Here is a 20735-nt window from a genome sequence, read left to right on the forward strand (position 1 = left end):
GGTGAAGAGTTCGGGGGCAGGGGGTCGGGTGGAGGGAGCGGGGGTGGGGGGCGAGGCGGGGGCGGGGTCAGGGGTGGCTGTGGGATCGGAGGCGGCTGTGGGCTGGTCGGTCACTCCTTGACGTTAGCCGGGTTTGGCGGAAGGCCACTCCGGCCACCGGCAACGGCGCCCCGTCCCCGCCCGGCTCAGCCCAGCCCAGCCCAGCCCAGCCTCTGTCGGCCTACCGCTCAGCTCCCCTTCTCCGACTCGCGTATCGCGTCCCGGTACACCCGTGCCGCCGCTCTCAGCGCTGCCTCCGGGTCCGTGCCCTCGGCTTCCGCGCGGGCGGCCAGGGCGAGGAGTTCGTAGCCGATGCCCTCGCCCTCGGGGAGGGGGACCGTCAGCCCCGCCGTCCGTGCGCGCGACGCCAGCTTCGCCGCGAGGGCCAGACCGGGCTGATGGAGGGGGACGCCCTCGGTCACCGAGGTGCGCTGCTTCTCCATCGCCTTGGTGCGCAGCCAGTGCGCCTTGACCTCCTCGGGGGTGGTGGCCGTCGCGTCGCCGAAGACATGGGGGTGGCGGTGGATGAGCTTGGCGACGATCCCGCCGGCCACGTCGTCGATGGAGAAGGGGGTCTCCGGGTCGTCCTCCGCTATCCGGGAGTGGAAGATCACCTGGAGCAGGACGTCCCCGAGTTCCTCGCGCAGTTCGTCGCGGTCGCCCTCCTCGATCGCCTCGACGAGTTCGTAGGCCTCCTCGATCCCGTACTTCGCGAGCCCCTTGTGGGTCTGCTGGGACGACCACGGGCACTCGACCCGGATGCGGTCCATGACCTGCACGAGGTCCAGGAGCCGGGCGCCGGGCAGGTCGTAGGAGGCGGGGAGCAGCTCCAGCTCGGGCATCTCGACGCGTCCGGAACCGGCCAGGCGTGCCAGCCCGTCGGTGAGCGCCGGCTCTCCCTCTCCCGTGGCCACGACGACCACGGCGTTGCCGCCCGCGCACGCGCCCACCAGCTCCTCGGCTGTCGGCGCGGCCTCGTCCACTCGTATCCCCGCCTCCCGCAGGTACGGCAGCTGGGGATGCGCCCCGTCCGCGCAGAGAACACGGTCGGCCGCGTGCAGCGCCTGCCAGGCGGGCCAGGAGAGCAGGCCGGGGGCGACGCGGTGGCTGGTGGTGAGCAGGACGATACGGCCGGGGGCGGGGGCCGTGCGGGGGCCTTGGCCGTGCTGGTCGGGGGCGGGCTCGAAGCCGGTTGCGTTCACAGTTCGAAGCTAACGCACGGCGTCCACGGGGAGATCGAGTTGTCCACAGGGCAAGGGTCGCGGTGTGATCGTATGACCTACGGCTTGAGGTGCCGTGGGGGTGCGTCGGCGTGTGCGGGCCAATGTGCTTCGGCGTGCGGGCCGGTGCGGGGCGGCGCGCTTCGGCGTGCGGGCCGGTGCGGGGCGGGCCCGCTGTGATCCTCCGCGTCCCGCGTCTCCTACGCCGTCCGCTCGCCGCCCGCCGCCGTGACCTCCCGTACCCACGGGGTCTTCGCGTCGGCCCGTGCGCTCTTCTGGGCGTCCCACGTGCCGTAGCGCGGGTTGAGGTCGACGTCGAGTTCCTTGGAGGCCTTGGTCAGGGCGCCCCAGAAGGCGGGGTCGCTGGTGTCGGTGCCGAGCTTCGCCGCGAGCTTCTGGGCCTCCAGCTGGAGACCAAGGCTCTCGTCGAGGCGCTCGGGCGCGATGCCGTACTGCTGGAGCCAGGCCGTCTCCAGGCCCTTCGACCCGCCGGCCTGCTCCTCCAGGCCGGAACGCAGCTGCTGGACCTCCTTGCGGGTCACGCTCACGTGCGCGTCCTCGGCCGCCCTGTGCAGCACCCGGTCGAGGACCATGCCGTGCAGGACGTCCCGGGTGAGGGTGCCGGTCTTGGCGATGGCCTGCGCGTACTGCGCGTCGTCGGTGACGGCCGCCCGCTGTGCGTCGCGGACCTCGGTCACCCGGTTCTCCAGCTGCGCGACGGTGATCCGCTGGCCGCCGACGACGGCCGCAGCCCCGGGATGCGCGTCGTTCGAGCAGGCGGTGAGAAGGGGTGCCGCGCAGGCGAGGGCGGCGGAGAGGACTAGCGCGGTGCGACGACGGCGGTGCAAGGAAGCCTCCCGAGGAGATTGTGCGACGGTGCACAAGGTCTTGCGGTGATCGATGGTAGGCAGGTGACCGGCTCTGGCCAACCCATTCGACCAACGATTCACCGGGACTTCGGGCACCGGCGCGCCGCCGCACCGTGCGGGCGGGCCTCAGCCGGTGATCGCCACCGGCCCGTCCCAGGCGTCCCGGTCCACGGTGATCGTGTAGCCGCCGCGCGACTCCTTGCTGTTGACCAGGTACTGGTGACCGCGGCTGTGGTCGGTGTACTGGGTCTTGCCGAAGGGCCAGTCCGCCGTCGTGGTGTTCTGCTTGTCCCACAGCGCATACCAGAGGTTGCCCGGCAGGTCGGTCCTGTCGGTCGCGTTGGCGATCGCCTTGGCGCTGGAACTGGTGAAACCGTAGAAGCCCGCGCGGTAGATCTTGGCGCGCAGGGTCTTGTCGAACGCGCGCACATAGGTGAGCACGGCGTCGTTGCACGCCTTGTTCGTGATGTCGTACGACTCCATGTCGAGGTAGATCGGGCTGCCGGCCTTCATGCCGAGCGCGGAGGCCTTGGCCACCGCGTCCGCGCCGTCCTTGGCGCCCAGGGAGGCGGCGGTGGAGGCGGTGAGCTTCTCGGGGCTGGAGCCCGTCTGGCAGGACGGCTGGGCGCCGACGTACAGCGGGATGAGCTTCCAGCCGACCGCGCTGACCGACTTGACCCAGGAGGCGGTGAGGTTGGGCTGGGCGCAGCCGCGGTTCCTGCCGCCGATGTAGACGGCGGCGGCGCCGTAGAGACCGCCGTGCCAGGCCTTCATCGCGGAGAGGGAGGGGGCGGCGCAGGTGTCGAACGCGCGTCCGGTGTACGTCTTCTGGGCGGGCCAGGCGGTGGCGGCCATCGACGTCTGCGCGGCGAGGCCGGCCCCGGCGACCACGGCGGCCCCGGCTATGCCCCAGGTGACGTACCTGCGCTTCTTCGACTGCCGGTGACTGGACCGGCCGGCCCGGCTGGACCCGGACGACTCAGATGACTCGGACGACATGGACGACCCCACCCCTGGTTGTGCTGTGCATGGCTGAAACGCAGCGCAAAGGTACTCGGTGTCCGCTCTAGCCGCGCACCTGGCCCAGCCATTGCAGGGTCCGGCGTACCTCCGCCGCGAGGGGGTGGCCGGGGCCCTGGAGCCGTTCGACGTCGTGCAGCAGCCGCGCGAGGGTGTCGTGGGCGGCGGGACGGTCGCCGAGCGCCAGCAGGAGGTGGCCGATGCGGCGACGGACGTCATGGGCGAGCTCGGGGCCGCCTGCCACGTACTGGTTCTCGTAGTACGGCAGCAACGCGCGGTACTCCGCCAGTGCGGCCGCCGGTTCGCCGAGTTGTTCCAGGCACTGGGCGGCGTCGTAGCGGAAGCGCAGGGACTGCGGGTCGGCATGGCCGGCCTCGGCGGCGCGTTCGTCGGCGAGGCGGCGCAGTTCGGGCAGCGCGCGCCGGTACTGACCGTCGTCCATGAGGGTGGCGGCGTACTGCTTGCGCAGGGTGCGGACCACCGGGGAGTTGACGCCGTGCTGTTCGGCGGCCGTGGGCAGGATCGCGCCGAGGATGTCGACGGCCTGGGTGATGCGGCCCTCGCCGAGGAGCCGCTTGACCTCGTCGACCGCGCGCGCGACGTCGGGTTTCTCGGCCTTGTCCGGAACGGGCGTGACGGGGGCGGGCTGGGGCGCGGGGGTACGCGCGCGGTCCGGCCAGGGTGCGTGGGGGCGCAAGAAGGGGCGGGTGGGGTCGAGGGGCGCTCCGGTCGGCATCCCGCGCGCGGGCAGCAGCAGCGCCAGTTCCTCGTAGACGTCCTGTGCGGAGGCCGGGCGGTGCTGCGGGTCCTTGGCGAGCAGGCGCAGGACGAGCGCTTCGAGCGCCTCGGGGACCTCGGGGCGGGTGCGGCGCACGGGCAGCGGCGGCTCGTACAGATGCCGGTGCAGGACACCGAGCGCCGTGGAGCCGGCGAACGGGACGTCTCCGCTGAGGAGTTCGTGCAGCAGCACGCCGAGCGCGTACAGGTCGGTGTACGGGCCGACCGAGCCGCCCATCGCCTGCTCGGGCGCCATGTAGGCGGGCGAGCCGATCGGCGAACCGGTGTGCGTGAGGCGGGTGGTGTCGGTGTCCATGACCGAGGCCACGCCCAGGTCGAGAACGGTGACCGTGCCGTCCTGCTTCACCATCACGTTCCGCGGCTTGAGGTCGCGGTGCACGATCGGCACGGCGTGCACGGCGCTGAGCACGGCGCACAGTTGCGCGGCGACCGCGACGGCCCACTGCCAGGGGTACGGGTCGTGCTCGGCGAGATGGTCGGAGAGGTCCGCGCCGTCGACGTACTGCATGACAAGGAACAGCTCCTCGCCCTCGCTGCCCGCGTCGTGCACGGTGACGAGCCCCGGGTGGTCGACCTGCGCGGTCACCCGGCACTCCCGCACGAACCGGCGGCGCAGTTCGTCCGCCTCCTGCCCGGCCACCTTGTCGGGGCGCAGCAGCTTCACCGCCACGCGCCGGTCGAGCCGCTGGTCGTAGGCCGTCCAGACCTGGCCCATGCCGCCCTGTCCGATGAGCGTGGACAGCTCATAGCGGCCGGCGACGACACGCCCTGTCGCCACGGTCACCTGCCGCCGTCGTGATGGCCGCCGGTGCTGTCGCCGCCGATACCGCCGCCCGTGCCTCCGGTGCCGCCGCCGTGGCCACTGTCGTGCTTGCGCAGGTAGTCGCTGAGCTCGTCGAGTTCGGCGCGCACCTGGTCGATGCGGGCGGGCGCGGGGCGCTGCGGCGGGGGCGGGACGACTCCGGGTGCGGGAACCGGCGGCTGCGGCTGCGGTTGCGGTTGCGGTTGCGGTTGCGGTTGCGGTTGCGGTTGCGGCAGGAGCGTTGACGTGAACGGCGGTGTCGGCTGCGGGTAGCCGTATCCCGTGTGGACGGTCGGGCCCTGCGGCGGCGGATAGCCCGCGAACCGCCGCTGCTGGTGCACCCGGATGTCCATCACCAGGAAGTACACACTGCTGAAGAGGCCCAGGAGCAGGACCAGCGACATGGCGACGTCGGTCCTGTGGTCGGCCTCGGGCAGCGCGCCGACCACCGCGAAGCACGCGATGGACATCGGAAGGCTGGCCCAGGCCAGCACCCAGTCGACGGCCCGTCCGCGCAGGAACGCGACCCGGAACAGGGGCGCGCAGGCGAGCAGGCCGCACGAGAGGAAACCGACGGCGGCGAGCACCACGCGCAGGGTGATGACCGTGCCCGAGTCGCGAGCGGGCGGCGCCGCGCCGTGGCCGTACATGAACGCTCCTGAACCGGGATTCGATGTGGGGTTCGAGCGTATAGGCCGATACCGACAACAGGTCACGGGTTGTACCGAACCGTTGTCGTCCTGATCAGTCGGGTTGATCCGTGGACTGGTCAGTGGGCCTGTTGAGTCGAGTGTTTGCGTCGGCTGGTTGAGTGCGCCGGCTCAGTGGGGCGCGACCGTCCCGTCTGTGAGGCCGTCGTACATCCCGCGCACGAGTTGCTCCCCCAGCCGGCCCGCGTGCCTGAGAGCCCGCTCGAACTCGTCGAGCGCGCGGAAGCGTTCGCCGTAGCGCAGTTGCTCCTCGAGCGGCAGCCGGGGCAGTTGGAGCCGGCGCACGTCCAGGCGGGTCGCGGTGGAGGCGTAGCTGCTGGCCTGGCGGTTGTTGGCGGTGCCGCGCAGGAAGCCGGCGAGGAACCAGGGGTCGAGGGCCGCGGGGTCGGGGCGCAGGAGCACGAGATTGCGCCCCAGGGCGGCGCCGCCGGTCGCCTCGTCGATCACGCGCGCCACCGAACCCCCGCCCAGCACCGGTACGACGACATCGCCGGGCTCGGTCAGCACGGCCTCCTCGTCGCTCTCGGGGAGCGTGCCGGAGGGGGCGGTCCCGGAAAGGACGTCGTGGTCGGTGAGGACGGCCACACGCGCGTGGCCGCCGCTGCCGCCCGTGCGCAGCACCAGGGCTCCCCCGCGCGCGAGTTCGCCGATGGTGGTGAGCGGCCACCGCGCGGGACGTGCGCCGGCGACGGGCGGCGGTGTGAGGTCGGCGGTCAGACGCAGGGTCTCCCCCAGGCGCTCGCGCACGGCCGTGAGCTGTTCGGCCCCGTCCGCGGCGGTGGGCGGCGGCAGATGGCGGGCGGGGGCGAGGTCCACGTCGTCGTCGAGGAGGTCGATGACGGGCAGCGCACGGGCCAGACCGGGGCGTTCGGCGAAACGGCCGGCCCGGCCGAAGGCCTGCCAGGCGTCGAGGACGGTCTCGCGCACGGCCCGCCAGTCCGGCCCGCCGCGTCCCTCGCCCGCGAACCGGCCGACGTCGACGAGCAGCACTTCCGGCTGCGCGGGCGCCTTCTCCGGGCGGCGCAGCACCCACAGGTGCAGGGGGATGCTGTACGGCGGTGCCGCCCCGACCGGCAGGGCGATCACGGCGCGCAGGGCACCGCGGCGCAGCAGGTCGGCGCGGATACGGCGGCCCGAGCGACGGGAGGCGGCAGCGGGCGGCATGAGCAGGACGCCGGCGCCGCCGTCCTTGAGGCGGGCGAGCGCGTGCTGGACCCAGGCGAGCTCGGACTCGGTGCGGGCCGGGAAGCCGTACTCCCAGCGGGGGTCGTAGGCGAGTTCGTCGTGGCCCCAGTTGCGCTCGTTGAAGGGCGGGTGGCACAGGACGGCGTCGGCGTGCAGGTGGGGATAGGCGTCGGCGCGCAGGCTGTCGCCGGTGGCACCGCGGACGGTGGACCAGGTGTGCAGGGCGAGCCGGAGCATGGTGAGCGCGGCCAGTTCGGGGGCGCTGTCCTGGGCGTGGAGCCGTTGGTCGGGGCGGGTGGCGGCGGCCCGCAGAAGGGCGCCGGTCCCGCAGGCGGGGTCGAGGACGGTGCGGGCGGGCCCCACGAGATCGGCCATGAGACCGGCCAGCTCTGCGGGTGTGAGCGTGTACTGGCGGGGGTTGGCGTCCAGATGCCGTCCCAGCAGGAACTCGAAGGTCTGGCGGGCGCCCAGCTCGGCGGCCAGTTCGGCGACACCGCGCAGGAGGGGGGCGGAGGGGAGGAGTTCGGAGGCGGTCGGGGTGTGAAGTGCCGTTCGGGTGTTCACGGCGGCCGAGGTGTTCACAGCGGACGGGTGAGGGGTGCCCGGTGATCCGTGAACGGCCCCGGGAGTGTTCACAGCGACCGGAGTGTCCGGCACTCCCGAGGCGCCGACGGCCGACTCCTCCCCGAAGCGCGGTGTCAGTACGTCCCGCAGCGCTCCCGGCAGCATCGACGCGAGGCGTTCGTCGGAGCCCGCGCTCACATCCAGCCAGACCGGCGGGCGGTCGTGGATCAGCAGCAGAACGCAGCCCGCGTGGGTGAGGGCGGTGACCGGGCCCTCCGGATGTCCGGAGAGCTGCTGCCAGACACGCTCCCGCAGGGGCACCTCGGCGAGTTTCCCCTGCTTGCGCAGCCATGATTCGACCTCGGCGAGCGCGAAGGACGGGCTGGTATCGGTACCGCCGACGGGTCTCGGGAAGTCCGCGTGGCGGCGCCGCCAGTTGCTCACGGCCGCACGGCCCACCCCGGCCAGCCGTGCGATACCGGCGGCGGTCACCTCCGTCGCGTTGTCGTGCACCGCCCGCTCCCCTCGTCGTGCCGCGCCACCGTGCGGCCCGCGTGTGTCGCCGAGCATACCGACGCATGCAAGATCTACCCCTTCACGGCCGTGTACACATCCCATCTCGTAAATCGTGTTGACTCGGTTCACAGGCTCTGGTCTTATTGACCCAGCGAACGAAGCGGCCGCCGGATCGGGCGGTGGCCACCACGTGCGGAGGGGGTCGTCCCTTTCGGCTCGCCCACCTCTTCACCGCACTTCACTCCATCTCGCCGTTTCACCACCAAGGAATCGCCATGCGTCGTACCGCACTTGCCACCCTCTGCATCGCCGCCGCGGCCACCGCAGGACTCACCGGATGCCAGCCGGGTCAGCACACGGCGGACAGCGGCACGGGCACGTCCAGCGCGTCCACCGCGACGGGCAAGCCGGCCGCCGAGAAGGACCCGTTCGCCGGACTGACCGGCGGGGAGATAGCCGACCGGGCCGCGAAGGCGACCACCGGCGCCTCCTCACTGCGCATGAAGGGCGACATCCCCGACGAGGAGAGCGGCGGCACCATCAGCCTCGACGTGGCTCTGAACAAGAAGGGCGAGTGCGCCGGCACCATCGGCATGGGCGGCAAGGGCCAGGTCGACCTGATCAAGACCGGTGACCTCGTGTACATGAAGTTCGACGAGGCGCTGCTGCGCGAGCAGAGCAAGGGCGAGCCGAAGGCGGACACCGACGCGGCCGTGGCCATGCTGGCGGGCAAGTGGACCAAGACGAAGGCGACGGGCGCGAACGGCAAGGAGTTCGGGGACTTCTGCGACCTGACCAAGGTGCTCGGCGGCGCCGAGGACACCGCCTCCGACGCGAGCCGCGGGAAGACGACCACCGTCGACGGGGCCCCGGCCATCACGCTGCACGAGAAGGACGGCAAGGACCGCTACACCCTGTACGTGGCCACCGAGGGCAAGCCGTATCTGCTGCGGGTCGACAGCACGGCGGGGGCGGACCAGGGTTCGGTCGCCTTCAGCGACTTCGACAAGCCGGTCCCGGCGCAGAAGCCCGCAGGCGACATCCTGGACCTGGACGCCCTGGGCGGCTGAGCCGCCGGAACCGAGGCGCCGCACGTCAAGGCAAGGCACCAGGATGCGGCACGCTCAAAGGGCGTGCCGCATCCACACGTTGGGCTCCACATACACCGCGTACCCGTGCTCCGGCTCGCACCGCACCGGCACCAGCGCCCCCGGCACCTCGATGTCGCCCCGGGTGTCGAAGGGCAGCCCGGTCCAGTGACGCCACTGCTCCAGCGAACCGGCCACCGTCATCGAGGCGGGCGCCACCGCGTGCACGGCGGCACCGGCCCGGGCGTGCACACGCAGCCAGGGGTCCCCGGGCAGCCCGTCGGGCCGCACGCGACGGGCGTACTCCTGGATGGGCGTGTGCGGTTCCAGGTGCTTGGCGCTGGGACGGACCGGGGCGACGACCTCACTGAAGCCGTGCGCGCGGGCGTTGTCGCGCATCGCCGAGAGCATCAGGGCGGACAGGCCCTGCCCCTGGAGACGCGGATCGACGACGACGGAGACGGCACCGACCGTGTCGAGCCGCACGCCACGGCGCAGGTCCCCGAACGCCCACACGAGCATCTCGTCCCAGCCCCGGGCGGGCAGTTCACCACGCCCCTCGGCATGGAGGGCGAACGGCACGCTGTGGGCGTGCGCGACGACCTCGCCCCGCTCGTCCTCGGCGAACAGAACGTACTCCGGGAGTTCCTCGGAGATCCGTCCGTAGTGGGCGTTGCCCACGGGGTCCTGCGTCACGAACTCCGGCCAGCTGTTGGCCATGCCGAGGACGCGCTCCCGCATCTCGGGACGCTCGGCGAGACTCGACACCTTCGGCTCCATGCGAGCACCGTAGTTCGCGGCCCGCGCACCGGAAAGCGCATTTCCCCGCCGTGGCCGGTGCGCGGCGGCCTGTCAGTCCGCGTGGAACCTCGGCGGTGCCGCTGTCGGGTTGCCGCCGGTGGGCAGCTGCTGACCGGGGCAGCCCGACAGGACCTTCTCCATCGCGGATTTCTCGGCGGCCGTGACCCACAGCTCGTACTTCTTCTTCACCGCGACCTGGGCGGCCACATAGGTGCAGCGGTACCGCTTGTTGGGCGGCAGCCAGGTCGCCGTGTCGCCGTCCCCCTTGGAACGGTTGGTGCTCGCGTCGACGGCGATGAGGTTGAGCGGGTCGTTGGCCAGAGCTATGCGCTTGCCGGCGTCCCAGTACTTGGCGCCCTTCTGCCAGGCGTCGGAGAGCGCGACCACGTGGTCGATGTCGACCTGGCTGCGGCCCCGCCGGTAGGTCACCTCCTTGCCCGAGTACGGATCCGACTCCAGTACGCCGTAGGAGACCTTGCACCTGCCCCTGGTGAACTTCACGTCCTCCAGGTCGCGTTTGAGTATGTCGTCGCGGGTGTCGCAGTCGTTCGAGTCGGTGTCGGCCCACGCGGTGCCGAACCTGTCGCGGTCGTAACCCGTCTTGGGCGCCCGGCCCTTGACGGTGAGCGACTTGGCGGCGCTGAGGGCAGCACCCGAGGCGCCCCCGGTCTCCTCCGGGCCACCCGACCCTGTGGTCGTCGTCTCCGCCTTGCACCCTGCCACGGCGAACACCATCACGACGGCGGCCGCGACCCCGCCCCTCAGACGCATCACGTGCGCCCCTCCCCTTGCAAACCGGTCCGCCCCCGCAAGGAGCGCCTTCCCTGACAGGGCGTTGCGCACACCGTAGCGACCGGGCGCACCGCGGCATACAGGGGATGGGCCGGGAGGCTCGGGCGAGGCTCCGAGTGGGCATCAGGGACATAACGGCCGTATCGTCATTCTGAGTCACCTCTGGAAGGAGCTCTGGATGGGCATCTTCGACAGGTTCAAGAGCAACCGCCAGGTCCAGGACAAGGGCAAGGACCTGTCCGACATGGCGGAACGCAAGGTCAACGACCGGACGGGCAACAAGTACGAAAGCCAGGTCGACGACGCGCAGCAGAAGATCGAAGGGGCGCTCGGCATGGACCGCGACCGGCCCGACCGGCCGTAGCCCTGAGGCTCCATGGCGGACGGACGCCGGCTCTGCCGGCACGGCCCGAGCGGGTTCTACCGCCGCGAGTTGAACCAGGCCGACCGAGAGGCCGCCCACGGGCTCCACGTTCCGCGGGCGGCCCCTCCCGCATCCCGGGCGCGACACGGCACCGCGACCTCAGATCGGCCACGGCAGCACCGTCAGCTCCGGCCATTCCTCCTTCCAGCGGGCGGCCTTCGACTCGTAGACCTCCCTCGGGGCGAGGACCGGGTTGGGGCGGACCACGAGGTTGAACACGTCCGACAGGCCGTGCGGAGCGTAGACGCGCCACTCGCCACCCGGCTCCGGCCGCACGCCCAGGCAGCAAGTCGTCGCGGCGAAACGGTCGATGGCGGACTCCGTGGAGTCGTAGGGCGGGCAGGGCACGCCGAACTTCCGCTCGTACCAGAGGTGCACCCGGGCCTCGTTGCGGATCTCCACCTCGGCCGGCAGCCCCTCGAACACCTCGCACCCCGCCTTGATCACGGCGTCCTCGGCCTCCCAGGACAAATCGGTGTCGTCGAAGTAGAAGACGTCGTAGTCCCTGATGCCCTGGGTCGGAGGCCTGTCGGTGACCACGTTCCACACGGTCTGGAACAGGCAGCCCGCCGTCACGCACCAGCCCGGAAGGTCAAGCCTCGCCGCTCCGGCCATGACCTCGGTCAGGACCTCGTTGCGCGCCAAGGCCGAGCGGAATGCGTCCAGTTGTTCCCCGAGAGGGAGTCGTCCGAGCACCCGCCCTGCCTATCACGGTCAGACCCTGCCTATGCCCAGAGTGGTCTCCGAGGGAAGCAGTCCGGAGGAGAGCACCGCGACCCAGAAGTCACCGAGCAGGTCCGCGAGCCGGTCGGTGTCCGCCGCGCCGAGCAACTGCCATGGCCGGGATGCCAGTTGGTCGGTCTGGTGTTCCACCCGGTGCCGGAGATCGCGGCCGGCGTCCGTGGCCTCTCCGCTCTCGTCGACCAGGCCGCGGGCCGTCAGACGCTCCCGCGCGGCTCTCCATTCGTCAGCGCTCCAGCCCCGGCTGCCGAACCGTTCGACGGAGGCGGCACCGATCGCGGCGAAGGAGACGAGTGACTCGACCGGGTCGAGTCCGGCCACGAGCAGGGCCGCTATGTGGCCGTCTCCGCGGTGCTCGCGCAGGATCGTGGCCGCCCGCCACAGCTGGAGGTGAGGGGCGTCGGGCCACTCCAGCTCGGCGTTGGCCGCGGCGAGCGGGCGCCCCGCCGTGTCCACCGACTCGGCGGCCCGCCGGGCGAGTCGGGCGGCCTCCGCCAGCTCGGGGCCGTCGACACGGTCGCCGAAGAGGGCCCGGTAGGCGCGGTCGACACCCCGCAGTCGCGCCGCCTTCACCGCGTCGGGACCGGCGACCGACCACGCCGAGTCCATGTGCTCGGCGACCATGCATGGGCTGAAGCTGTAGAAGGCGGAGGCCACACGCCCGGCGCCCACCGGACCCAACGGCGCGGCACGCAGGGGGAAGTAGCTCGGCCAGCGCTCCTTCGTGTCGTACCCGAGGGCGGCCGCTTCCTCGAAGACCTCCGGCGCGTAGTACAGCACCGCGTGCAGCGGCTCCAGCAGGTGCCAGAGCCGGCGTACCCGGGTCAGATCCACGGCACCGCCGACCGCGTCGGCAGCCCCCGCCTCATCGTCCTGGAACGACATGACACAACCCCTCCCCCTCGTCCTGCCCCATTAGAACTTGACACTGACTAGATTGCCTCGCCGACCCGAACTTGTCAATGCCTAGATCCCGCGTACTCTGATGTCCATGGCACCCGCGCAGAGCACGAAGCCCGACCGGCCCTACCACCACGGCGATCTGCGCCGGGCGATCCTCGGCGCCGCGCTCGACGTCATCGCGGCCGAGGGCCCGGCCGCGCTGAGCCTGCGCGACCTCGCCCGCCGGGCCGGGGTCTCGCATGCGGCCCCGGCCCACCACTTCAAGGACCGCACCGGGCTCCTGACCGCGATCGCCGCCGAAGGCTTCGGGCTGCTGGCGGCCGCGCTCAAGGAAGCCGCGGACCTCAAGGACGCGGGCGTGCGCTACGTCCGCTTCGCCCGCGAGCACCCGGCCCACTTCCAGGTGATGTTCGCGCCCGGGCTCCTGCGCGCCGACGATCTCGAACTCACCACCGGCCGGGCCCTGGCCACCGACGCCCTGCGCACCTCGGTCTCGGGCGTCCGCGCCGAGGACTTCGGCATCGACGCACGGCTCGCGGGAGTCGCGGCCTGGTCCCTCGCCCACGGCTTCGCCACGCTGCTGCTCAGCCACAACCTGGACGGCCCGGTCGGCGACAAGGACCCCGAAGACGTGTTCCGAACCCTGGCCACGACGCTCTTCCGCACGCCGTGACCGCCGAGCCGGCCGTCCCGCCGAGCCGGTCTGAGCGCCGGGCCGGTCCGACTAGCCGAGCGCCCCGCCGATCTGGACGCCCCGCCGACATGGACGCCCCGCCGTCATGGATGCCCCGTCACCGCGCAGCCCGCCGTACGGGCCCGCCTCGCGGCGGCCCGGCGAGACACCATGGGCGCGGCCGCCGCCGACCCGCCCCCGCGTTCACGACCCCAGAATCGACGTCAGGAACTCCCCCACCCAGCCCAGCAGTTCTCGCCCGACCAGCGGCTTGCCGCCGACCTTCGCCGTCTTCGGGCGCGGTACCAGCACCTGGTGCACGGCCGGCTTGATGACGGTGCCCGGGTACAGCCGCTTGAGGCGCAGTTCCTGCGACTCCCGCAACTCCACCGGTGCGAAGCGGATGTTGGTGCCCTGGAGGACGATCTCACCGACGCCGCACGCGCGGGCCAGCATGCGCAGGCCCGCCACCAGCAGCAGGTTCTCCACCGGCTCGGGCAACTTGCCGTAGCGGTCGACGAGTTCCTCGCGTACGGCTTTGATGTCCTCCTCGGTGTTGACCGAGGCGATCGCACGGTAGGCCTGGAGACGCAGCCGCTCGCCCGGCGCGTAGTCGTGCGGGACGTGCGCGTCGACCGGGAGCTCGATCTTGACCTCCAGCGGCGGCTCCTCCTCGACCCCGCCCTCCAGCGAGGCCCGGTAGTCCGCGACGGCCTCGCCGACCATGCGCACGTACAGGTCGAAACCGACGCCCGCGATGTGCCCGGACTGCTCGCCGCCGAGGAGGTTTCCGGCGCCGCGGATCTCCAGGTCCTTCATGGCGACGTACATGCCCGCGCCCATCTCGGTGTGCTGGGCGATCGTCGCCAGGCGCTCATGAGCCGTCTCCGTCAGCGGCTTCTCCGGCGGGTACAGGAAGTAGGCGTAACCGCGCTCACGCCCACGGCCGACCCGGCCGCGCAGCTGGTGCAGCTGGGAGAGGCCGAAGTTGTCGCCGCGCTCGACGATGAGCGTGTTCGCGTTGGAGATGTCGATGCCGGACTCGACGATCGTGGTCGACACGAGGACGTCGAACTTCTTCTCCCAGAAGTCGACGACGACCTGCTCCAGGGCCTGCTCCGACATCTGGCCGTGGGCGGTGGCGATGCGCGCCTCGGGCACGATCTCGCGCAGTCGCGCGGCCGCCCGGTCGATGGACTCGACCCGGTTGTGGATGTAGAAGACCTGGCCCTCGCGCAGCAGTTCACGGCGGATGGCCGCGCCGATCTGCCGCTCCTCGTACGGCCCGACGAAGGTGAGCACCGGGTGGCGCTCCTCCGGGGGCGTGGTGATCGTCGACATCTCGCGGATGCCGGTGACCGCCATCTCCAGGGTGCGCGGGATCGGGGTGGCGGACATGGTCAGCACGTCGACGTTGGCGCGGAGCTTCTTGAGCTGCTCCTTGTGCTCGACACCGAAGCGCTGCTCCTCGTCGACGATGACCAGGCCGAGGTCCTTGAACTTGGTCTCGGAGGAGAACAGCCGGTGGGTGCCGATGACGACGTCCACCGAGCCCTCCCGCAGTCCCTCCAGGACGGCCTTCGCCTCGGTGTCGGTCTGGAAGCGGCTGAGCGCCTTCACGACCACCGGGAACTGGGAGTAGCGCTCGGAGAACGTCCCGAAGTGCTGCTGCACCAGCAGGGTGGTCGGGACGAGGACGGCGACCTGCTTGCCGTCCTGCACGGCCTTGAAAGCGGCCCTGACCGCGATCTCGGTCTTGCCGTAGCCGACGTCGCCGCAGATCAGGCGGTCCATGGGGACCGACTTCTCCATGTCCTCCTTGACCTCGGCGATGGTGGTGAGCTGGTCCGGGGTCTCCGCGTACGGGAAGGCGTCCTCCAGCTCGCGCTGCCAGGGGGTGTCCGGGCCGAAGGTGTGCCCCGGGGCCGCCATCCGCGCGCTGTACAGCTTGATGAGGTCGGCGGCGATCTCCTTGACGGCCTTCTTCGCGCGCGCCTTGGTCTTCGTCCAGTCGGCGCCGCCGAGCCGGTGCAGGGTGGGTGCCTCACCGCCGACGTACTTGGTGATCTGCTCCAGCTGGTCGGTGGGGATGTAGAGCCGGTCGCCGGGCTGGCCGCGCTTGGCGGGGGCGTACTCGACGACGAGGTACTCGCGCGTGGCGCCCTGCACGGTCCGCTGGACCATCTCGATGTAGCGGCCCACGCCGTGCTGCTCGTGGACGATGTAGTCGCCGGTCTCCAGGGTGAGCGGGTCGATGCTCTTGCGGCGCCGGGCGGGCATCCGGGCGCCGTCCTTGCCGGCCGCCTTCTGCCCGGTCAGGTCGGTCTCGGTGAGCACGGCGAGCTTCAGGGACGGGTCCACGAAGCCGTACTCGATCGAGCCGCACGCCACGTGAACGACGGAGGGGCTCAGGGAGGCGAGCTCCGCGTCGAGACGGGCCGCGATGCCCTCGCCGCCCAGCACCTCGACGGTACGGGCCGCGGGGCCGTGGGCCTCGGTCACGAAGACCGCGCGCCAGCCGTCGGCGAGCCAGCCCTTGGTGTCGGCGAGCGCCTTGGCGGTGTCGCCGCGGTAGGTCTCGGGGGCGTGCATGCCCAGCTTGAGGGTGTCCGCCTCCAGTTCGAGGTCCGCGGCGAACGGCGACACGGACCACCACATCATGTCCAGCTCGCGCGCGCGGTCCCGGACGTCGGCGATGGACCACAGGGAGGCCGCGCCGACGTCGATGGGCGCCTCGCCGCCACCCGCGGTGGCCGCCCAGGAGGCCTGGAGGAACTCCTGCGAGGTGGCCACGAGGTCCGACGCGCGCGTGCGCACCCGCTCCGGATCGCAGACGACGGCCATGGCGCCCTTGGGCAGGACGTCGATCAGGAGCTCCATGTCGTCGACGAGGACGGGGGCGAGGGACTCCATGCCCTCGACCGCGATCCCCTCGGCGATCCTGCCCAGCAGTTCGCCCAGCTCGGGGTGCTGCTCGGCGAGGGCACGCGCGCGTGCGCGGACGTCGTCGGTGAGCAGGAGTTCGCGGCAGGGCGGGGCCCACAGGCCGTGCTCGGCGACTTCCAGGGAGCGCTGGTCGGCGACCTTGAAGTAGCGGATCTCCTCGACGTCGTCGCCCCAGAACTCGACGCGCAGGGGGTGTTCCTCGGTGGGCGGGAAGACGTCGAGGATGCCGCCCCGGACGGCGAACTCGCCGCGCTTCTCGACGAGCTCCACGCGCGCGTACGCGGCGGCCGCGAGGGCCTCCACGACGGTGTTCAGGTCGGCGCTCTGACCGGTGCGCAGGGCGACCGGTTCCAGGTCGCCGAGGCCCTTGACCTGCGGCTGGAGCACGGATCGGACGGGCGCGACGACCACGGAGACCGGGCCGGTCTCGGGGTCGTCGGGGCGCGGGTGCGCCAGCCGCCGCAGGACGGCCAGGCGGCGGCCCACGGTGTCGCTGCGGGGGCTGAGCCGCTCGTGGGGCAGGGTCTCCCAGGACGGGTACTCCACGATCCCCTCGGACGGCAGCAGGGAGCGCAGGGCGGCGGCCAGGTCCTCCGCCTCGCGGCCCGTCGCCGTCACCGCGAGCACCGGCCGGCCGGCCTCACGCGCGAGGGCGGCGATGGCGAAGGGGCGGGCCGCCGGGGGGCCGACCAGGTCGACGTGCATGCGGTTGCTGTCCTGGGCGGCCGCGATCGCTTCCGCGAGGGCGGGGTCCTTGACGACGGCGTCGAGCAGACCGTGCAGGCTCATTCGGGGCGGCTTTCGTCCGAGGGGGGCTGGGCTTTGCGTGGGTACGGCTGGGGGGTAGGCAACGCGAAGGGCCCGACACGGGGACCGGCCGGGGGGTCTCCAGCCTACGACGCGGCACCGACAGGTGCGGGAGCTGTGGATAACGCCGGTCCAACCCGGCACACACCCTGTGGACAACTCGCCCCCTGCCACCCCTCGCACGGCGACCGTCCTCGCGCACACGAACCCGGCGCCGAGAAGTCCCCCGTGACTTCTCGGCGCCGGGCGTTCCCCCGCTTCCCCCGTCCCCGGAGGCCGCTACTCGGTCGCGATCGCGTTCAGCACGTTCATCCGGCCCGCCCGGAACGCCGGGATCAGTGCGGCGAACAGGCCCACGAAGGCCGAGCCGACGAAGACCGCGATGATCGTCGGCCAGGGGATGTCCAGGACCTTCAGGCCCTCGAGGGCGAGGAGCTTCTGGGCGGTGGCGCCCCAGCCCATGCCCAGGCCGAGCCCGAGCAGCGCGCCGAAGAGGGCGATGACCACCGACTCCATGCGGATCATCCGCCGCAGCTGGCGCCGCGAGAGGCCGATCGCCCGCATGAGGCCGATCTCCCGGGTCCGCTCGACCACCGAGAGCGCCAGGGTGTTCACGACACCCAGGATCGCGACGATGATCGCGAGGGCCAGAAGGCCGTAGATCATGTTGAGCAGCTGGCCGATCTGGTCCTTGAGGGCCTGCTTGTAGTCGGTCTGGTCGCGCACGGTGTACTGCGGGTATTCGTGCAGCGCCGACTTCAGGGACTTGTACGCGGCGTCCGTCTGCCCCTCCTTCGCCGAGGCGAAGACGAGCTGGTCGAGCGGCATCTTGTCGGCCGGCACGTACTTGGCGAGGGTGGCGATCGACGTGTACTTGGAGCCCGCGTCGATGAGGCCGTCACTGCTGGTGATCGCCCGGACCGTGAGGTTCGCGGTCGCGCCGTCCTTGAAGGCGATCTTGATCTTCGAGCCCAGGTGAATGCCGTGCGCCTTGGCGAACTTCTCGTGGACGGACATCGAGTCGGGCTTGTAGGCGTCGGCGAGGTTCCCGGCGACCGTCTTGGTGCGCAGGTCGGTCGCGTACGTCGGGTCGGCCGCGGTGATGTCGGTGTCCTTGAGCGTCTTGCCGTCGGGGGTCGTGTAGTCGGCCTTTGAGATCTTGTACTCGGTGACCCGGGAGAGCCCGGGCGTGTCCTTGACGGCCTTCACGGCGGCCGGCGTGACCAGCTGCCCGCTGTCGGACTGGATGATGAAGTCCGTGCCCACCGTCTTGTCGAGCTGGTCCGTGGCCGAGGCGACCATGGACGAGCCGACGACCGAGAGGCAGGCGACCAGCGCGAGGCCGATCATCAGGGCGGCGCCGGTGGCTCCCGTACGGCGCGGGTTGCGCAGGGCGTTGCGCTCGGCCATGCGGCCGACCGGACCGAACACCCTGAGCACGACCGCGCCCAGGACGCGCACCACGCCGCCGGCGAGGAGCGGGCCGATCACGACGAAACCGATCAGGGAGAACACCACGCCGAGGCCGAGCCACAGGGAGCCCTCGGTGGCCTTGTCGGCGGACGCGGCCAGGAAGAGCGCGTAGCCGCCGCCCGCGGTCAGCAGACCGCCGAGCACGCCGCGTACGACACCCGCCCTTGCGTCCGCCGGGGCGCCCGCGTCCCGCAGGGCGGCCATCGGGGAGACCTTGCCCGCGCGGCGGGCCGGCAGCCAGGCGGCGAGGACGGTGACGACCACGCCGAGCAGCAGGCCGACCACCGGAGTGGTCCAGGCAACTGTCAGGTCGCTGGTCGACAGATGCATGCCCATGGAGCCCATGAGCTTCATCAGCCCGACCGCGAGCCCGACGCCCGCGCCGACCCCGAGGACCGAGCCGAACACGCCCAGTAGCAGCGCCTCGGCGAGCACGGACCGGTTGACCTGGCCGCGGGAGGAGCCGACGGCCCGCATCAGGCCGATCTCCCGGGTCCGCTGCGCGACCAGCATCGAGAAGGTGTTGATGATCAGGAAGATGCCGACGAGGAAGGCGATCCCGGCGAAGCCGAGCATCGCGTACTTCATGACGTTCATGAAGCCCTCGACGTCCTTCTGGTTGGCGTCGGCGGTCTCCTTGGCCGTCTGCACCTTGTAGGCGCCGCCGAGCTCGGCGGCCACATTGGTCTTCAGCCGGGCGTCGCTGACCCCGGTGGCGGCCGTGACGTTGACGTTCGTGTACACGCCCGGCTGCCCGACGAGGGTCTGCTGGGCGGTCTTCGTGTCCAGGTAGAAGATCGCGGCACCGGGGTTGGTGACCTGGAAGTCGGCGATGCCGGAGATCTTCGCGTGGTGGGTGCCGACCGCGCTGATCACGCCGATGTCGTCACCGAGCTTCAGGTGGTGCTTGTCGGCGGTGTCGGCGTCGACCATGACCTGGCCGGAGTTCTTCGGCGCCGCACCGGAGGTGATCTTCATGGTGCGGGCGTCGTTGGCGTTCCAGCTGCCGACGATGGTCGGGGCACCGCTGGAGGGCGAGAGGTTGTCCTTGTCGGCGTCCACGACGGTCACCGAGGTGGAGAAGACGGTCCCCTCCGCCGACTGCACGCCCTGGGCCGCGCGCACCTTGGTCAGCACGGAGGCCGGCATGACCGGCGGCCTGCCGTTGTCGGAGGTCGTCTCGCCGCTGTCGGAGGCGCCCTTGGCGCTCACCGTCACGTCCGAGGAGGTGGCCGCGAAGAGCTTGTCGAAGGTGGTGGACATGGTGTCCGTGAACACCAGCGTCCCGCAGACGAAGGCCACCGAGAGCATGACCGCGATCGCCGACAGGGCCATGCGTCCTTTGTGCGCGAAGAAGTTGCGCATCGAGGTCTTCATGACGGTCATGACGTGCGCCCCCGGGCGTCGAAGTCCTTCATGCGGTCCAGGACGGCCTCGGCGGTGGGCTGGTACATCTCGTCGACGATCCGGCCGTCGGCGAGGTACAGCACCCGGTCCGCGTACGAGGCGGCCACCGGGTCGTGCGTGACGATCACGATGGTCTGGCCCAGCTCGTCGACGGAGCGGCGCAGGAAGCCCAGCACCTCGGCACCCGCGCGCGAGTCGAGGTTTCCGGTCGGCTCGTCACCGAAGATGATCTCGGGACGGGCGGCCAGGGCGCGGGCCACGGCGACGCGCTGCTGCTGGCCGCCGGAGAGCTGGGTGGGCCGGTGCTTGAGTCGGTCGGAAAGTCCAACTGTGTCGACGACCCTGGCGAGCCACTCCTTGTCGGGCTTGCGGCCCGCGATGTCCATGGGCAGCGTGATGTTCTCGAGCGCGTTGAGCGTCGGCAGCAGGTTGAAGGCCTGGAAGATGAACCCGACCCGGTCGCGGCGCAGCCGGGTGAGCTTCTTGTCCTTCAGGCCGGTGATCTCGGTCTCGTCCAGGTAGATCTGACCGCTCGTCACGGTGTCGAGTCCGGCGAGGCAGTGCATGAGGGTGGACTTGCCGGACCCCGAGGGGCCCATGATCGCTGTGAACTGTCCGCGAGCGATGTCCACGTCCACATGGTCAAGGGCGACGACGCGGGTCTCACCGGACCCGTACGCCTTGACGACCTGCCGCGCCCGCGCGGCAACGGCCGTACGCCCTCCAGTGCCCCCGTGCCTGGTGATGGTTACAGCCGATGTCACGGTATGTCTCCTATATCGGTCAGCAATTGAGCCGCCGGGACCGCCCGGCGTTCGGTAGGTGCGGTGCGAGCAAGTGGTGCGTGTGCTGGTGTCCGCTTGGGTACGGCGTTCAGTCTGGTCCCGCGGGGCGGTCCGGCGCGCTGGTGCTCAGCACCCTCTTCTCCGGGGGAAAACCCCACCCCCGTCGGTCCTG

The 20735-nt window shown here is 71.4% G+C and carries 16 protein-coding genes; 3 read left to right on the top strand and 13 right to left on the bottom strand.

Translation table 11 applies throughout. The features are described 5' to 3' along the window. Positions 1 to 227: 227 nt before the first annotated feature. The 6 genes from IF54_RS0111905 to IF54_RS0111930 all read right to left on the bottom strand — a co-directional run bounded on the left by IF54_RS0111905 (position 228) and on the right by IF54_RS0111930 (position 7720). On the bottom strand, positions 228 to 1241 hold the full coding sequence (locus IF54_RS0111905; protein ID WP_030317390.1) for a nucleoside triphosphate pyrophosphohydrolase: 1014 nt from the start codon (positions 1239 to 1241) through the stop codon (positions 228 to 230). A 218-nt stretch (positions 1242 to 1459) separates the two neighbouring features. Further along, positions 1460 to 2107, bottom strand: a complete 648-nt coding sequence (locus IF54_RS0111910; protein WP_030317392.1) for a SurA N-terminal domain-containing protein — start codon at positions 2105 to 2107, stop codon at positions 1460 to 1462. A gap of 147 nt (positions 2108 to 2254) precedes the next feature. Further along, entirely contained in the window at positions 2255 to 3127 is an 873-nt protein-coding gene (locus IF54_RS0111915; RefSeq protein ID WP_051735416.1) for a glycoside hydrolase domain-containing protein, read from the bottom strand. A gap of 67 nt (positions 3128 to 3194) precedes the next feature. Further along, positions 3195 to 4688 (bottom strand): serine/threonine-protein kinase, encoded by a 1494-nt coding sequence (locus tag IF54_RS0111920; protein WP_267884957.1) that lies wholly within the window; start codon positions 4686 to 4688, stop codon positions 3195 to 3197. Positions 4689 to 4726: 38 nt separating this feature from the next. Further along, on the bottom strand, positions 4727 to 5398 hold the full coding sequence (locus IF54_RS0111925) for a hypothetical protein (protein WP_030317397.1): 672 nt from the start codon (positions 5396 to 5398) through the stop codon (positions 4727 to 4729). 171 nt (positions 5399 to 5569) lie between these two features. Further along, entirely contained in the window at positions 5570 to 7720 is a 2151-nt protein-coding gene (locus IF54_RS0111930; protein ID WP_030317399.1) for an N-6 DNA methylase, read from the bottom strand. Positions 7721 to 7998: 278 nt separating this feature from the next. Between IF54_RS0111930 and IF54_RS0111935 the strand changes: the two genes are divergently transcribed. Then, on the top strand, positions 7999 to 8793 hold the full coding sequence (locus IF54_RS0111935; RefSeq protein ID WP_030317402.1) for a hypothetical protein: 795 nt from the start codon (positions 7999 to 8001) through the stop codon (positions 8791 to 8793). A gap of 54 nt (positions 8794 to 8847) precedes the next feature. Here IF54_RS0111935 and IF54_RS0111940 read toward each other — a convergent pair whose 3' ends face one another. Both IF54_RS0111940 and IF54_RS0111945 read right to left on the bottom strand, forming a co-directional pair. Further along, complete coding sequence (locus tag IF54_RS0111940; protein ID WP_030317404.1) at positions 8848 to 9591, bottom strand: GNAT family N-acetyltransferase; 744 nt, start codon at positions 9589 to 9591, stop codon at positions 8848 to 8850. A 72-nt stretch (positions 9592 to 9663) separates the two neighbouring features. Then, on the bottom strand, positions 9664 to 10383 hold the full coding sequence (locus IF54_RS0111945) for an HNH endonuclease family protein (protein ID WP_420790362.1): 720 nt from the start codon (positions 10381 to 10383) through the stop codon (positions 9664 to 9666). Positions 10384 to 10582: 199 nt separating this feature from the next. On the opposite strand from IF54_RS0111945, the gene IF54_RS0111950 reads away from it, so the two are divergent. Continuing rightward, positions 10583 to 10768: an antitoxin gene (locus IF54_RS0111950; RefSeq protein WP_030317409.1), complete on the top strand. Its 186-nt coding sequence runs from the start codon at positions 10583 to 10585 to the stop codon at positions 10766 to 10768. Positions 10769 to 10927: 159 nt separating this feature from the next. Here IF54_RS0111950 and IF54_RS0111955 read toward each other — a convergent pair whose 3' ends face one another. Further along, a complete protein-coding gene (locus IF54_RS0111955) occupies positions 10928 to 11524 on the bottom strand; it encodes a nucleotidyltransferase family protein (RefSeq protein WP_030317411.1) in 597 nt (198 codons plus the stop codon). A gap of 18 nt (positions 11525 to 11542) precedes the next feature. Continuing rightward, positions 11543 to 12454: an SCO6745 family protein gene (locus IF54_RS0111960; RefSeq protein WP_051735417.1), complete on the bottom strand. Its 912-nt coding sequence runs from the start codon at positions 12452 to 12454 to the stop codon at positions 11543 to 11545. A gap of 106 nt (positions 12455 to 12560) precedes the next feature. Here IF54_RS0111960 and IF54_RS0111965 point away from each other — a divergent pair, with 106 nt between their 5' ends. Beyond that, positions 12561 to 13145 carry a TetR/AcrR family transcriptional regulator gene (locus IF54_RS0111965; RefSeq protein ID WP_420790359.1) on the top strand — a complete coding sequence of 195 codons (585 nt, stop codon included), beginning with the start codon at positions 12561 to 12563 and terminating at the stop codon, positions 13143 to 13145. A gap of 204 nt (positions 13146 to 13349) precedes the next feature. Here IF54_RS0111965 and mfd read toward each other — a convergent pair whose 3' ends face one another. From mfd to IF54_RS0111980, 3 genes are all read right to left on the bottom strand, one after another. After that, on the bottom strand, positions 13350 to 16880 hold the full coding sequence (gene mfd, locus IF54_RS0111970; RefSeq protein ID WP_030317417.1) for a transcription-repair coupling factor: 3531 nt from the start codon (positions 16878 to 16880) through the stop codon (positions 13350 to 13352). 297 nt (positions 16881 to 17177) lie between these two features. Then, the gene (locus tag IF54_RS0111975) at positions 17178 to 19757 is read right to left on the bottom strand and encodes an ABC transporter permease (RefSeq protein ID WP_030317419.1); all 2580 of its coding nucleotides are present in this window, start codon (positions 19755 to 19757) and stop codon (positions 17178 to 17180) included. Next, positions 19754 to 20542, bottom strand: coding sequence for an ABC transporter ATP-binding protein (locus IF54_RS0111980; RefSeq protein WP_030317422.1), 789 nt, complete (start codon positions 20540 to 20542; stop codon positions 19754 to 19756). Before IF54_RS0111980 ends, IF54_RS0111975 begins: the two co-directional genes overlap by 4 nt. Positions 20543 to 20735 lie beyond the last annotated feature (193 nt).

Origin of the sequence: Streptomyces sp. NRRL B-3229 (assembly GCF_000719505.1) — a bacterium.
GTDB classification, from domain to species: Bacteria; Actinomycetota; Actinomycetes; order Streptomycetales; family Streptomycetaceae; genus Streptomyces; species Streptomyces griseorubiginosus.